Genomic DNA, 15,051 nt, shown 5'->3' on the forward strand with positions numbered 1-15,051 from the left:
AGACCCGGAGACGAAGTGCCTCGGGTGTGCTGAATCTCGTATTGACGAATTTGTCAGTTCCAATTCTATGCAAAATGACAAACTCGTCAATATGAATTCGATCAGGACAAACCCGCACAGTGTGGGCGCTGCTAAAATCAAACCGGATCAACGGGATAGCCAATGGAAGCGACAGAATCGAGCGAAAATCACCGGACGCGCGTGGGTGCGTTGCGACGCGAAAAGACGCGCATTCGTTTGATCGAAAGCGCGCTGGCGGTTTTTGCGGAGAAGGGCGCGGACGCTCCGACCATCGACGATTTCATCGCTGCGGCGGGCGTCGCGCGTGGGACGTTCTACAACTACTTCCGCACGACGGCGGAACTGCTGTCGGCGGTGGCCGGCGAAAGCAGCGACGAAGTGCTCGCCGTCATCGATCCGCTCGTGCGCGCGATCGACGATCCGGCGCAGCGCGTGGTGGTGGGTTCGCGCCTCTACATGAGCATGGCGGCGCGTTATCCGCTGTGGGGCGCGTTCATCACGCGAGTGGGCACGAAACGGGGATCGCGAGGCCGTCTGCTCGACGAGTACCTCATGCGGGATCTGCAGATGGCCCTGGATGCCGGCCGGTTCGACGTCGCGGATGTGGTCGTCGCGCGTGATATCGCGCTCGGCTCGATCATGTACGGCATCGAAACGCTTTTATCCGGCGACGCGCCCGTCGACTACGCCGAGCAATCGATGTACGCGCTCATGCGCGCCTTTGGCATCGGAGCGAAGGAAGCCCGAAAACTCGCCTACGCGCCGATCGCCGATCCTTCAGCGCCGCGCGGCGCCATCTTCGAGCGAGTCGATGCATCGGCGGTCGAAGACGGCGGCGCGCGTCGTGACGCGGCTCGTTAAGGCCAGGAGAAGGCACTCCTGGGCGCACGCGTTTGGCTAACTGTCGCGCGCGCCCTCCGCGCGGTCGCTGTATAGCGGAATGGTCTTCCCGCTGGCGATGCTGTTGCCGACGGCCTGAAGGTCGAGCGAAGGCGCTTTCGCGAGCAGCACGTAAGCGAGCCGGTTCGTGCGCCACGTGACCGTCTTCATGTCCCCGACCTGACCGGAGCGCACCGGCGCGTCGCTCTCGTTTTCCTCGATCACGCACAGCGCGACCGGATCGCCGCGCTCCGGCAGATACACCATCTGGATGAGCGGGCGGTCGTGGTAATTCAGGCGCTGCACGCGCTTGAACTTGAGGCCGACCTGACGCAGGTCCGGGACATCGACCGGCATGCCGTCGCGCTGGTGGATATCGGCCAGAACCTGCTCCGTGCTGGCCTTGTCTTCGCGCAGATTGGAAACCGTGTCGCGCCCGTAGAGCACCTGATAGTCCGCCACGCTCTGCACCCACGGATCGGCGCCGCGATTCAACGGGTTGTAGCCGCCGAGATAACCGGTGAGCACGCCCGAGCAGACCGCACCCGCGACGAAGGCCGCGGCCGCCCACTGCATCGAAAAGCGGCGCGTGCCGCGCGGCGCCTTGCGTTCTTGCGGCGCGCTGACGCTCACGAGCTCCTCGATGCGGCGCGTAAGGCTTTCCGGCACGGGCGGCACCGTTTGCCGGTCGTAGGCGGCGCGATACGGCAGGACCGACGCCTGCAGCGCCGCTGCGCGCGCCGCCAGCTCGTCGGAATGCGCGATCGCCGCTTCGATTTCCGCGCGCTGTTCCGGCGAAAGCTCGCCGTCGACGTACGACATCAGCAGCGAATCATCGACATTCATCATAAGGATTCTCCTTTCTGGTTGCCGCCGGAGCCTGCACGCTGAATTTCTGACCGATCGTAAGCCGCGCGCGCGACAGCCGGCTCATGATCGTGCCGATCGGCACGTCGAGCACCTCGGCCGCCTCGCGATAGCTCAGGCCTTCGATCGCCACCAGCACCATCACGACCCGCTGCGCTTCGGGCAGCGTCTCCACCGCGTCGATCACCTGGCGATGCAGCAAATCGAGCTCCGGATTACGCGCCGAAGGATCGGCGAACGATTCGATCTCCTCGTCCTGCCAGTCCATGCTGCCGCGGCTGCGAATCGAACGGGCGCGCAATTCGTTCATCCACGTCGAATGCACGATCGAAAACAGCCAGCTCAGCGTCGACGTCCCCGGCTGCAACTGGCTGCGCCGCTCCAGCGCCCGCACGCAGGCGCGCTGCACCAGATCCTCGGCGTCGTGCTGATTCTGCGTGAGCCGCAGCGCGAACCGCCATAACCGAGGCAACAGCGTCGGCAGGACGGTCGGCAGGTCGTCGTCGTTCATCGGGGCAGCTCCTGTGATGGGCGCGCTCATGATTGACAACACTCCAGAAGCCGATCTATTCCGAAAATTTTTCGATTTTTTTTGCGGAATAAGCGGGTGGGGGCGGCTGTTTTCGGGTCACGGATCGCGCAACGGCGCGCACTCGAACCACCGATTAGGAGACAGATCATGGAGACCCTCCTCGACCGCGCCCGGCAGGCAGGCATGGCGGTCATGCTGGACGCGTGCATCGGACGCGAACGTTTTCATAGCATAGCCGGTTCGACGGCAACCCTCGCGCGATTTGCGCAGCTTTGCGAAGCGGCGGCGGTGAGTCGTAACACGCTTGAAAGCTGGGCTGCGCTGTGCGAACGCGGCGACGCGACAGCCGTGGCGACGGCGATCCGCCGCGCGCTCGGCGAATGAATTTCGATTTGAATTCGGGTTGATGCGCGGCGTTTCGAACGCGCCGCAGCATCGTTATGAATTAGGTATCCGAATCAATGCGGTGCGCTTATAGCCCGCAAACCAAGCTTCGCGATCCAATGGCGACGCGAATTTTGCCTGTGCCGCAAGGCGCATTTTTCTCTGGAGACTGACATGGCTGTGGATATGTTTCTCAAGCTGGGCGATATCAAGGGTGAATCTCTGGCGGTGGGTCACACCGAAGAGATCGAGGTGCTGAGCTGGTCCTGGGGCTGCTCGCAGATGGGCACCACGCACACCGGCACGGGCGGCGGCACCGGAACCGCGTCGGTGCAGGACCTCACGATCAGCAAGTACGTCGATAAAAGCTCGCCCACGATCGTGCAGTCGTGCTGCCAGGGCGTGCACATGCCCGAAGCCGTGCTCACGCTGCGCAAGGCGGGCGGCAACGAGCCGGTCGAGTATCTGAAGATCACGCTCAAGGAAGTGCTCATCAGCAGCCATTCGGTGGGCTCGGGCGGCGGCGATCAGATTGCCGAGAGCGTCACGCTCAATTTCGCGCAATTCAACATGGAGTATCAGCCGCAGGACAACACCGGCGCGAAGAAGGGCGGCGTGGTGACGGGCAAGTGGAACATCCCGAAGAACAAGTCGGAATGAACCGCCGGTTCACACACTAACCCACGCCTCTTACGGACTTCACCATGAATCGCGCAGATATCGCAGCCTGGCTCGCCGACCTCTCGCCGGATGTTCCGTGCGGCGAGGACGAAGAGTACAGCGCCGATTTCCGGTCTCTGGAAGAGGCGCTCGCCGGCAAGCCCGACGCCCAGTACGGCGGCACCGTGATCGCCGCCACGCCGCCCGACTGGACGCTCGCCCACTCGCTCTCGATGACCTTGCTCGAACGCACGCGCGATCTGCGCGTGGCGGTGCATTACACGCGTTCGGGCACGGTCCGCGAGGGTTTCATCGGGCTGGCGCGAGGCCTCGCGCTGATCGAAGGGCTGCTCGATCGGCACTGGGGCGGCGTGCATCCGCAGCTCGATGCCAGCGACGACGACGATCCGACCGCGCGGGTCAACGCGCTCTCGGCGCTCGTCGACGACGCGGGACTCGTGGGCGAGCTGCGCGACGTGCCCTTCGTCGCGCCGCGCGGCCAGCGCGGTTTCGCACTGCGCGAGCTCGATGTGATGGCAGGCGAAGCGCCGCTTTCCGAAGGCGACGAGATGCCGACGCTCGCGGCCATCGATGCGGCGTTCGCGCAGGAAGGCATCGACGCGGCGCGGGCGATGTGCGCGGCGCTCTCGTCGGCGCGGGCGTCGCTCGAAAAGATCGAGAGCACGCTGACCGCTCACGTCGGGCCGGCGCGCGCGCTCGATTTCGGTCCGCTTTCGCGGCCGCTCGGGCGCATCGGGGACTTCGTGGCGGCGCGGGTCGAGGTGCTGGATCCGGATACGGGGGGAAGGGCGATGGAGACCAGCAGCAGTGAAGAGGGCGCGGGTTCCGGTCCGGCGGCGCATCGCGCCGTCGCGGCCGGGCCCGCAGCGCCCCGACGCATCGCGAGCGCGAAAGATGTGAGCGACGCGCTCGACGCGATCTGCGCGTACTACGCGGAGTGCGAGCCGTCGAGTCCGTTGCCGGTGCTGTTGCAACGCGCGCGCAGGCTCGTCGGCAAGAGCTTCATCGAGATCATCGAAGACGTCGCGCCGGACGGCGCGCATCAATTCAGGCATCTGGGCGGCGTCGTCTGACGGGCCCCGGACACAAGCAAAGGAGAGAAACATCGTGGCAAAGGAAAGCAGTCAGAAATTCATCGCGCGCAATCGCGCGCCGCGCGTGCAGATCGAATACGACGTCGAAATCTACGGCTCGGAGAAGAAGGTCAACCTGCCCTTCGTGATGGGCGTGCTCGCGGATCTGGCGGGACAGCCCGCCGAGCCGCTCGCACCCGCCGCCGAACGGAAGTTCCTCGAGATCGACGTGGACAACTTCGACGAACGTCTCAAGTCGATGAAGCCGCGCGTCGCGGTGCAGGTGCCGAACACGCTGACGGGCGACGGCAACGTCGCGGTCGATCTCACCTTCGAGAGCATGGACGACTTCACGCCCGCCGCCATCGCACGCAAGGTCGAGCCGCTGCGGCAATTGCTGGAAGCGCGCACGCAACTCGCGAATCTCCTGACCTACATGGACGGCAAGACCGGCGCCGAAGCGCTGATCGCGCGGCTGCTCGAGGAGCCCGCGTTGATGAAGGCGCTCGCCACCCAGCCTCGTCAGAACGACGACGCCGACCAACCCACGACCGGAGCATGACGCGATGAACGATCTCAGCATCCAACAGGCAAGCCCCGCCGTATTGGACGCGGCGCCCGAACTCGACGACTTCTCCACGCTGCTGCAAAAGGAGTTCAAGCCGAAGTCCGAGCGCGCCCGCGACGCCGTGGAGAACGCGGTGCGCACGCTCGCCGAGCAGGCATTGCGCGACACCGGCGTGATTTCCGGCGATGTCCTCGCGACCATCGAGGCGCTGATCGCGCAGATCGATCAGACGCTCACCGGGCAGATCAACCTGATCCTGCACAGCGAGCCGTTCCAGAAGGTAGAGAGCGCATGGCGCGGCCTGCACTACCTCGTGAACAACACGGAGACCGACGAGTCGCTCAAGATCCGCGTGCTGAACATCTCCAAGGCGGAACTGCACAAGACGCTGAAGAAATATCGGGGCGTCGCGTGGGATCAAAGCCCGCTCTTCAAGAAGCTCTACGAGGAAGAGTACGGCCAGTTCGGCGGCGAGCCCTACGGCGCGCTGGTCGCGGACTACTACTTCGACCACAGCGGCCCGGATGTGGACCTGCTCACGCAGATCGCGAAGATCGCGGCGGCGGCGCATGCGCCGTTCATCGCGGGCGCGGACCCGGCGGCGCTTCTGATGGAGTCGTGGCAGGAACTCGCCAATCCGCGCGATCTGACCAAGATCTTTCAGACGCCCGAGCACGCCGCGTGGCGCTCGCTGCGTGATTCCGAGGACTCGCGCTACATCGGCCTCGCGATGCCGCGCTTTCTCGCGCGCGCGCCCTACGGCGCGAAGTCCGACCCGGTCGAGGCGTTCGACTTCGAGGAAGACACCGCGGGCGCGAACAGCAGCAAGTACGCATGGGCGAACGCATCGTATGCGATGGCGGCGAACATCACGCGCTCGTTCAAGACCTCCGGCTGGTGCTCGCGCATTCGCGGCGTCGAATCGGGCGGCGCGGTCGAGGGTCTGCCGGTGCATGCGTTCCCGACCGACGACGGCGGCGTCGACATGAAGTGCCCGACCGAGATCGCGATCAGCGACCGGCGCGAGGCCGAGCTCGCCAGAAACGGCTTCATGCCGCTCGTGCACAAGAAGAACTCGGACTTCGCGGCATTCATCGGCGCGCAATCGCTGCACAAGCCCGCCGAATACGAAGACCCGGACGCCACCGCCAACGCGAATCTCGCCGCGCGTCTGCCGTATCTGTTCGCGTGCTGCCGCTTCGCGCACTACCTGAAGTGCATCGTGCGCGACAAGCTCGGCTCGTTCAAGGAACGCGACGACATGGAGCGCTGGCTGCAGAACTGGATTCTTCAATACGTCGATGGCGATCCCGCGCATTCCTCCGAAGACACCAAGGCGCGCAAGCCGCTCGCCGACGCGCAGGTCATCGTCGAGGAAGTGGCGGGTAATCCGGGCTACTACACGTCGAAGTTCTTCCTGCGCCCGCACTACCAGCTCGAAGGTCTGACGGTGTCGCTGCGGCTCGTGTCGAAACTGCCGACGGCCAAGGCCGCCTGAGCCGCCTGAGCCGCGTGACGTCCGCCCATTCCGCACAAAAGGAGCCGCCCATGTCCGAACCTTCCGCCCGCGACCGGCTGCAGCCGTCGTTGCTGGACCGCCTGACCGATTTCGAACCGCACGCGCGTCACGAATCCCGCGAGCGTCGCGTGATCTCGGCGCGTGCGCTGCGCGACAGCGTGCAGCGCGATATCGGCTGGCTTCTCAACGCGAGCGGTCTCGGCGAGAGGTCGTATGCGGAGGAAGCGGCGAATCTGCCGCATGTCGCGACGTCGGTGCTCAACTACGGCCTGCCGGACCTCGCGGGCCGCGATGTCGCCGCGCTCGCGGCCGGCGCGCTGGAACGCATCATTCGCGACGCGCTGTGGGCTTTCGAACCGCGGCTCGCGCGCGAATCGGTGCGCGTGACAGCGATCGACGAGGCGAAGGGCGCAGGCGCCGCCAAGAGCGCGCGAGGCACGCGAGGCGGCCACGTGATCCGCTTCGAGATCGAGGCGGACATGTGGTCGCAGCCCTATCCCGAGCGGCTTTTCCTGCGCACGGAACTGGATCTCGAAGCGGGCGAAGTGCGCGTTTGCGATGCATCGGCCGTGGAGCAGCAGACATGAATCCCGCGTTCCTCAGGTACTACAGCCAGGAGCTTCAGCACGTCCGCGAGATGGGCGGGGAATTCGCCGCCGCGTTTCCGAAGATCGCCGGGCGACTCGCGCTCGATGGCGTCGAATGCGCGGACCCGTATGTCGAGCGGCTGCTCGAAGGTTTCAGCTTTCTCGCCGCGCGCGTGCAGATGAAGCTCGACGCCGAGTTCCCGCGCTTCACGCAGCATCTGCTGGAACTGGCGTATCCGCACTATCTCGCGCCGACGCCGTCGATGACGGTCGTCCAGTTGCAGGCCGATCACGCGAACCCGCAACTCGCGGCGAGCGCCGACGGCATCGTCGTGCCGCGCCACACGGCGTTGCGCGGCATGCTCGACAAGTCCGCGTCGACGCGCTGCGAATATCGCACCGCGCATGCGGTCACGCTGTGGCCCGTCGAGATCGCGCAGGCGAAGTTCTTCACGCATGCGGGATCGCTGAACGCGTCGGCGCCGGCGCTGCCCGCGGGCGTTAAGGCGGGCTTGCGCCTGCGCTTGCGCGCGACCGGCTCGCTCGGCTTCGAGCGCCTCTCGCTCGATCGTCTCGCGCTGTATCTGCGCGGCCCGGATGGCCTGCCGGCGAAGCTGCACGAGCGGCTGCTCGCGCATTGCGTCGGCGTCGCGGTGATGCAGCCGGGCAATGGCGCGAGCGCCGCGACCACGCTCGCCGTGCTGCCCCGGACGGCGCTGCAACCGCTCGGTTTCGCCGAAGACGAGGCGCTTCTGCCGGTCGGCCGGCAATCGTTCGACGGCTATCGTCTGCTTCAGGAATATTTCGCGTTCGCGCCGCGCTTCATGTTCGTCGAACTGGCCGGCTTGCGCGACGCGCTGCGTCATTGCCGCGGGCGGGAAGCGGAGATCGTGATCCTTCTCGATCAGGCGGATGCGTCGCTCGAACGCGGCGTCGATGCTGCGAATTTCGCGCTCGACTGCACGCCCGCCATCAACCTGTTTCGCCGCCGCACCGACCGCGTCGCGTTGTCGGACACGGAGTTCGAATATCACGTCGTGGTCGATCGCACGCGTCCGATGGACTACGAAATCCATCAGCTCGACGAAGTCACCGGGTACGGCGCGGGCGCGGATGCGCAGAAGCAGTATCGGCCATTCCACTGCGCGAACGATCTCGACATGCCGGGCGAGGGCGGCGCGTTTTATCAACTGCGGCGCGAGCCACGGCGCGCGTCGGCGCGGCAGCAGCAGAACGGCGCGCGCAGCAGCTACCTCGGCAGCGAAGCCTTCATCGCGCTGGTCGATGCGGCGGGCGCGCCCGACAGCGGCGAAGTGCGCCAGCTCGGCATCGGCGCGTGGTGCACGAATCGCGATCTGCCGCTCTCGATGCCGGTCGGCGCAGGCTCGACCGACTTCACGCTCGACGCCGAAGCGCCCGTCACAGCCGTGCGCTGCGTCGCGGGCCCGAGCCGGCCGCTGCCTTCGTTCGCAGAAGGGCCGGCGGCGTGGCGGCTGCTCGATCATCTTTCGCTCAACTACGCGTCGCTCGTCGATACCAACGAGCAGGAAGGCGCCCGCGCGCTGCGCGAACTGCTCGCGCTCTATTGCCCCGCCGACGATGCCGCCGCGCACCGGCAGGTCGAAGGGCTGCGCTCGGTGTCGTGCGCGCCGGTCGTGCGGCGTCTGCCTTCGCCGGGTCCGATCGTCTACGGGCGCGGCCTCGCGATCACGCTGCACTTCGACGACGCCGCGTTCGAGGGCGCGAGCGCGTTTCTGCTCGGCGCGGTGCTCGCGCAGTTCTTCGCGCAATACGTGTCGATCAATTCGTTCACCGAGACCCAGGTCGCGACGCTTGCGCGTGGCCCCGTCATGCAGTGGCCCGCGAGGATCGGACGATGCGCGACGCTCTGACCATCGACGGCATGCTCGCCCACGACGCCCGCCGCTTCGACTTCTTTCAGGCGCTGCGGCTGATCGAGCAGGCGCATGGGGAGCGTCCGCGTCTCGGCCGCTCGTTGTCCGTGCGCGACGACGCCGTGCGGCTTTCGCAAGACCCGGAACTGATCTTTCATCCGACGACGCTCGGCGACTTCGTGCCGGGCGAGGACGGCAAGCCCGGCCGGCTCGCGGTGAATTTTCTCGGCCTGCTCGGACCGAACGGCCCGCTGCCGACGCACCTCACCGCCTACGTGCGCGAGCGCGCGCGCAACGCGAACGATCCGACGCTCGCGCGCTTTCTCGACGTGTTCCATCACCGGATGCTGTCGCTGTTCTACCGCGCGTGGGCGGATGCGCAGCCGGTCGTGAGCGCCGACCGTCCGCGCGACGATCGCTTCGCGGGCTACGTTGGCAGCCTGTTCGGCCTCGGCGCGCCCGCACTCGCCGATCGCGACGCCGTGCCCGATTCCGCCAAGCGTCACTTCGCGGGCGTGCTCGCCGCGCCGACGCGCCACGCTGGCGGACTGCGGCTGATTCTCGCGCGTTTTTTCGGCGTGAACGTGTCGATCGAGCCGTGGCGCGGCCACTGGATCGCGCTGCCGGAAGACGCGCGCACACGTCTGTCCGGCGCGCGGCTCGGCGTATCGACGGTCGTCGGCACGCGGGTCTGGGACTGCCAGCACAAGTTTCGCATCGTGATCGGACCGCTCGGCTATGTCGATTTCATGCGCTTTCTGCCGGGCGGCGCGAGCCTCGCGAAACTCGCCGACTGGGTCCGCAACTACGTGCGCGAACCGCTCGACTGGGACGTGGCGCTGCATCTGAAGCGCGAGGAAGTGCCGCCGCTGCGTCTGCAAGGCAATTCGACGAAAGGCGCGCGCATCGGCTGGAACACCTGGCTCACGAGCGGCGCGCCGGTCCATGACAACCATCGGGTCGTGATCGCCGGGCAGGCGCAAGCGAACCACAAGCAAGCCCCCACGCAAGGAGACTTCTCATGACTGAAATCAGCCGCATGGCCCTGTTCGGCAAGCTCGATCCGCTTGCCTATCGTGCGATCGAAAACGGCGCGGCGTTCTGCAAGCTGCGCGGCAATCCGTATGTCGAACTGGCGCACTGGGTGCATCAGATTCTGCTCGCGGCGGATTCGGATCTGCGCCGCCTCGTGCGGCATTTCGAGCTGGACGAGGCCGCGCTCGAACGCGATCTGACCGCCGCGCTCGATCGTCTGCCGCGCGGCGCGACAGCCGTTTCCGATATCTCCGCGCAAGTCGATGAAGCCGTCGAGCGCGGCTGGGTCTTCGGCTCGCTGATGTTCAATGCCTCGAAGGTGCGCAGCGGGCATCTCGTGATCGGCATGTTGCGCACGCCGAACCTGCGCAATGCGCTCTACGCGCTGTCGCGCCAGTTCGAGAAGATCAGCTTCGATGCGCTGTCCGCGCGTTTCGACGCGCTGCTCGACGGCTCGCCGGAAGCGCAGGCTGCGCCCGCGGCGGAACCCGTCGCGCCGCTCGCGCAGAACGACGCGCTCGCCCGCTACACCGTCGATCTGACCGCCGAAGCGCGCGAGGGCAAGCTCGATCCGATCGTCGGGCGCGACACGGAGATTCGCCAGGTCATCGACATTCTCATGCGGCGGCGGCAGAACAACCCGATCCTGACCGGCGAGGCGGGCGTCGGCAAGACGGCGGTGGTGGAAGGCTTCGCGCAGCGCGTCGTCGCGGGGGACGTGCCGCCTGCGTTGCGCGACGCCGTCGTGCGCACGCTCGATGTCGGTCTGCTGCAGGCGGGCGCGAGCGTGAAGGGCGAGTTCGAGAGCCGGCTGAAGCAGGTGATCGAAGCGGTGCAGGCGTCGGACAAGCCGGTGATTCTTTTCATCGACGAGGCGCACACGCTCGTCGGCGCGGGCGGCGCGGCGGGCACCGGCGACGCCGCCAACCTGCTCAAGCCCGCGCTCGCGCGCGGCACGCTGCGCACGATCGCGGCGACGACGTGGGTCGAATACAAGAAGCACATCGAGAAGGACCCGGCGCTCACGCGGCGCTTTCAGGTGGTCAAGGTGCCGGAGCCGACGGAAGCCGGCGCGATCGCGATGATGCGCGGCCTCGTGCGCAAGATGGAGCGGCATCACGGCGTGCAGGTGCTCGATGAGGCGCTGGAGGCGGCGGTGAAGCTTTCGCATCGCTTCATTCCCGCGCGCCAGTTGCCCGACAAGGCCGTGAGCCTGCTCGACACCGCCTGCGCGCGCGTCGCGGTGAGCCAGCAGGCGCTGCCGCCCGCCATCGACGATGCGAAGCGGCGCATCGAGACGTGGACGACGGAAAGCGAGATCGTCGCGCGTGAAGCGGCGCTCGGCATCGATACGCGCGAACGCGCCGCCGATGTTGCCGCGCGGCTCGAATCCGAATGTGCGCGCCTCGCCGATCTCACCGCGCGCTGGGAGGCGGAGCGTGCGCTCGTCGGGCGCATTCTCGCGGCGCGGCGGGCGATCGAAGCGGGCGGCGAGTCCGTCGCGCTTCCCGACCTGAAAGCGCTGACCGATGAACTCGCCCAGCGCCAGGGCGAAACGCCGCTGATCCTGCCGGGCGTCGATGCGCACGCGGTCGCATCGGTGGTGCAGGACTGGACCGGCATCCCGGTGGGCCGCATGGTGCGCGACGAAGCCGCCAGCGTGCTCGATCTGGCCGCGACGCTGAACCGCCGCATCGTCGGACAGGATCACGCGATGCACATGATCGCGCGCCGCGTGCAGACCGCGCGCGCCGGTCTCGACGATCCCTGCAAGCCGGTCGGCGTGTTCATGCTGGCGGGCACCTCGGGCGTCGGCAAGACCGAAACCGCGCTCGCGCTCGCCGAGGCGCTGTATGGCGGCGAGGACAACGTCGTCACCGTGAACATGAGCGAGTACCAGGAAGCGCACACCGTGTCGCTCTTGAAGGGCGCGCCGCCGGGATATGTCGGCTATGGCGAGGGCGGCGTGCTCACCGAAGCGGTGCGACGCCGTCCCTATAGCGTCGTGCTGCTCGACGAGTTCGAGAAGGCGCACCCGGACGTCCACAAGCTCTTCTTCCAGGTCTTCGACAAGGGCCGCATGGAAGACGGCGAAGGGCGCGAAATCGATTTCAGCAACACGCTGATTCTGCTCACGACCAATGTCGGCACCGAGCTCATCACGCATCTGTGCGGCGGCGGGCGTGAAGCGCCGCCGCCGGAAGACATCGCGCGCTCGTTGCGCGAGCCGCTGCTCGAAGCATTTCCGCCGGCGCTGCTCGGGCGCGTCGCGGTGATTCCGTACTACCCGCTCGACGAAGCGATGCTCGATGCGGTGATCCGCCTCCAGCTCGCGCGCATCGGGCGGCGTATCGGCGAGCGGCAGCGCGTGAGCTTCGCCTGGGACGACGCGGTGGTCGCGCAGATTGCGCGGCGCTGCACGGAACTCGCGAGCGGCGGCCGCATGATCGACGCGATTCTCACCAACACCGTGCTGCCGCGCGTGAGCACGGAATTTCTGAGCCGTCTCGTCGATGGCCGCAGCGTGGCGAAAGTCGAAGTCGGCGTATGCGACGGCGAGTTCACCTATTCGTTCGATTGAGGAGCCGGTCATGCCACAACAAGTCGTCATGGGCGCGACGCTGCAATGCTCGTTCGGCATGACGCCGTCCGCGCTCGTCGTGCTGCCCGTCAATCGCGTGCGCTGCGAAGGGTCGATTGCCGCGAACATCATGGATCACGAGCCGCTCGTGAACATCATGCCGTTCGGCATGTGCACCTCGCAGGCGAACCCGCAGGTCGCCGCGGCCACCGCCGCCGCGCTCGGCACGCCGACGCCGATGCCCTGCGTGCCCGCGACACTCGCGCCCTGGGTGCCCGGCGCGGTCACGGTGCTGCTCGGCAATCAGCCGTCGCTCGACAACGTCTCCAAATGCCTCTGCAACTGGGGCGGCGTGGTGACGGTCGTCGATCCGGCGACGTGCGAAACGCAGATTCCCTGAACGACGAGGCCACCGATGATGCTCACCGACAACGATCGCATCGCGCAGGTGACCTGCGCGCTCGGCACGAACGCGCTCGTGCTCTATCGCATGCGCGGACGCGAGGAACTGGGGCGCCTCGCGCAATGGGATCTCGAACTGCTCGCCGATCGCTCGAATCTCGACATCGCGAAGATGCTCGGCAGCGACTTCTCGCTGTCGCTGGCGATTCCGTCGGGCGGCACGCGCGAGTACAACGGCATCGTCACGGCGTTCGAGCTGGCGCGGCCCGCGAGCACGCAGCCGAATCGCCCGGCGCTGTATCGCGCGACGGTGCGCCCGCGCCTGTGGCTGCTCACGCGCGCATCGCATTGCCGCTTCTTTCACCGGATGACCGTGCCCGCGATCATCGGCCGCGTGCTCGCGGACTATCACATCGACTTCGAGAACAAGTGCTCGGCGAGCTATCCGAGCCTCGAACATTGCGCGCAGTACCGCGAGACGGATTTCGATTTCGTGAGCCGGCTCGCCGAGCGCGAAGGCATTTACTACTACGTCGAGCATCGGGGCGGCAAGCATCGGCTGATTCTCACGGATTCGTCGCAGGTGCATGGCGCGACGCCGCATTGCAACGCGCTGCCCTTTCGCGCGCAGACCGCCGCGCCGCACGAGCACGAGTGGGTCTACGCATGGTCCACGGGCGGCGAAGTGGCGACGGGCATCGTCGAGATCAACGATTACGACTTCGAGAAGCCGTCGCAATCGGCGCAGCAAGGTCTCGTCGCGCGTGCGCATCGCGTGAAGCGCTTCGATGAGCCCGTCTACGCGATGCAGGAGCACGCGCCCGGCTACACGCGCCACGAGGATGCCGAGCGTCTCGCACGCGCGCGCGTCGAGGCGCATCAGGCGGGCAATGTCTGCGTGAACGCGCGCACGACTGCGCGCGCCATCTGGCCGGGCGGGGTCGTGCATCTGAGCGATCATCCGCTCGCGCAGCACAACGGCGAGTATCTCGTCGTTTCGGCCGAGTATGAAATCAATTCGGATGACTATATTTCCACTTTCGATGCACGCGACCGGCCGCCCGTGTTCGATTGCGCGTTCACGGCGTTGCCGCGCGACGCCGGATTTCGCGCCGCACGCAGCACGCCGCGCGCGTGCGTCGCGGGACCGCAGACGGCGGTCGTCGTCGGACCGAAGGGCGAAGAGATTCATACCGACAAATACGGCCGCATCAAGGTGCAGTTTCATTGGGAGCAACTCGAACCGGAGGCGTCGCGCGAGTCGCTGCAGCGCTGCTGGGTGCGCGTCGCGCAGCCCTGGGCCGGCAAGGGCTACGGCGCGTTCTTCCTGCCGCGCATCGGACAGGAAGTGCTGGTGCATTTCATCGAAGGCGATCCGGATCAGCCGCTCGTGATCGGCAGCGTCTACAACGCCGCGCAGACGACACCTTACGAACTGCCCGCGAAAATGGCCCGCACCACGCTCAAGAGCAATTCGACGAAAGGCGGCAACGGCTTCAACGAAATGCGTTTCGACGATACGAAGGATGCCGAGCAACTGTTCTTTCACGCCGAGCGCGATCTCGAAACCTGGGTGAAGCACGACGCGCTCACGCGCATCGGTAACGAGCGCCATGTAATCGTCGAGCAGGACGATTACGCGCGCTGCGGCGGAAATCGCAGCGAGGAGGTGCAGGGCGCCCAGCGCACGCGGGTCGGCGGCAAATTTTCCCTCGATATCGGCGGCGATACGCATCACAAAAGCGGGGCGAATATTTCGGTGGGGGCGGGTGTTAACGTCGATGTGAAGGGCGGGGCGAACGTCACCATCGAGGCCGGCGTGACGCTCACGCTCAAGGCGGGCGGCAACACCATCGTGCTCGGACCGTCCGGCATCGCGATCAGCGCGGCCGGGCCGGTGTCGATCGACGGCGTGGTCGTGCAGATCAATTGCGGCGGTGGAGGCGGTGGGGCCGGCGCGGCGAACGCGTCGCCCGATGCGCCCGCCGCGCCCCGCCAGGCCGATGACGGTTCCAGATGAACGAACG

At 66.7% G+C, this 15,051-nt stretch carries 14 protein-coding genes; 12 read left to right on the top strand and 2 right to left on the bottom strand.

Translation table 11 applies throughout. The features are described 5' to 3' along the window. Positions 1–162: 162 nt before the first annotated feature. On the top strand, positions 163–882 hold the full coding sequence (locus tag PQR08_RS09570) for a TetR/AcrR family transcriptional regulator (RefSeq protein ID WP_250487320.1): 720 nt from the start codon (positions 163–165) through the stop codon (positions 880–882). Positions 883–918: 36 nt separating this feature from the next. On the opposite strand, the gene PQR08_RS09575 is transcribed toward PQR08_RS09570, so the two are convergent. Next, on the bottom strand, positions 919–1,749 hold the full coding sequence (locus PQR08_RS09575; RefSeq protein WP_250487321.1) for an anti-sigma factor family protein: 831 nt from the start codon (positions 1,747–1,749) through the stop codon (positions 919–921). Then, a complete protein-coding gene (locus tag PQR08_RS09580; protein ID WP_250487422.1) occupies positions 1,733–2,278 on the bottom strand; it encodes an RNA polymerase sigma factor in 546 nt (181 codons plus the stop codon). The genes PQR08_RS09575 and PQR08_RS09580 overlap by 17 nt, the downstream gene beginning before the upstream one ends. A 168-nt stretch (positions 2,279–2,446) precedes the next feature. Here PQR08_RS09580 and PQR08_RS09585 point away from each other — a divergent pair, with 168 nt between their 5' ends. From PQR08_RS09585 to PQR08_RS09635, 11 genes are all read left to right on the top strand, one after another. Beyond that, complete coding sequence (locus PQR08_RS09585; protein WP_250487322.1) at positions 2,447–2,683, top strand: hypothetical protein; 237 nt, start codon at positions 2,447–2,449, stop codon at positions 2,681–2,683. Between the two features lie 174 nt (positions 2,684–2,857). Then, positions 2,858–3,343: an Hcp family type VI secretion system effector gene (locus PQR08_RS09590; protein ID WP_035498968.1), complete on the top strand. Its 486-nt coding sequence runs from the start codon at positions 2,858–2,860 to the stop codon at positions 3,341–3,343. A gap of 44 nt (positions 3,344–3,387) precedes the next feature. Continuing rightward, positions 3,388–4,437 carry a type VI secretion system protein TssA gene (gene tssA, locus PQR08_RS09595; RefSeq protein WP_250487323.1) on the top strand — a complete coding sequence of 350 codons (1,050 nt, stop codon included), beginning with the start codon at positions 3,388–3,390 and terminating at the stop codon, positions 4,435–4,437. Between the two features lie 34 nt (positions 4,438–4,471). Next, positions 4,472–4,999 carry a type VI secretion system contractile sheath small subunit gene (gene tssB, locus PQR08_RS09600; protein ID WP_035498966.1) on the top strand — a complete coding sequence of 176 codons (528 nt, stop codon included), beginning with the start codon at positions 4,472–4,474 and terminating at the stop codon, positions 4,997–4,999. A 4-nt stretch (positions 5,000–5,003) separates the two neighbouring features. Then, complete coding sequence (gene tssC, locus PQR08_RS09605) at positions 5,004–6,503, top strand: type VI secretion system contractile sheath large subunit (protein WP_408161268.1); 1,500 nt, start codon at positions 5,004–5,006, stop codon at positions 6,501–6,503. A 50-nt stretch (positions 6,504–6,553) separates the two neighbouring features. Further along, positions 6,554–7,111, top strand: coding sequence for a type VI secretion system baseplate subunit TssE (gene tssE, locus PQR08_RS09610; RefSeq protein WP_250487325.1), 558 nt, complete (start codon positions 6,554–6,556; stop codon positions 7,109–7,111). Next, a complete protein-coding gene (tssF, locus tag PQR08_RS09615) occupies positions 7,108–9,003 on the top strand; it encodes a type VI secretion system baseplate subunit TssF (RefSeq protein ID WP_250487326.1) in 1,896 nt (631 codons plus the stop codon). Before tssE ends, tssF begins: the two co-directional genes overlap by 4 nt. Next, complete coding sequence (tssG, locus tag PQR08_RS09620; RefSeq protein ID WP_250487327.1) at positions 8,988–10,031, top strand: type VI secretion system baseplate subunit TssG; 1,044 nt, start codon at positions 8,988–8,990, stop codon at positions 10,029–10,031. The genes tssF and tssG overlap by 16 nt, the downstream gene beginning before the upstream one ends. Next, positions 10,028–12,622: a type VI secretion system ATPase TssH gene (tssH, locus tag PQR08_RS09625; RefSeq protein ID WP_250487328.1), complete on the top strand. Its 2,595-nt coding sequence runs from the start codon at positions 10,028–10,030 to the stop codon at positions 12,620–12,622. The genes tssG and tssH overlap by 4 nt, the downstream gene beginning before the upstream one ends. Before the next feature lie 10 nt (positions 12,623–12,632). Then, a complete protein-coding gene (locus PQR08_RS09630; protein WP_250487329.1) occupies positions 12,633–13,022 on the top strand; it encodes a DUF4280 domain-containing protein in 390 nt (129 codons plus the stop codon). Between the two features lie 15 nt (positions 13,023–13,037). Then, positions 13,038–15,044, top strand: coding sequence for a type VI secretion system Vgr family protein (locus PQR08_RS09635; RefSeq protein ID WP_250487330.1), 2,007 nt, complete (start codon positions 13,038–13,040; stop codon positions 15,042–15,044). Positions 15,045–15,051 lie beyond the last annotated feature (7 nt).

The organism is Caballeronia jiangsuensis, from assembly GCF_046030135.1.
GTDB classification, from domain to species: domain Bacteria; phylum Pseudomonadota; class Gammaproteobacteria; order Burkholderiales; family Burkholderiaceae; genus Caballeronia; species Caballeronia jiangsuensis.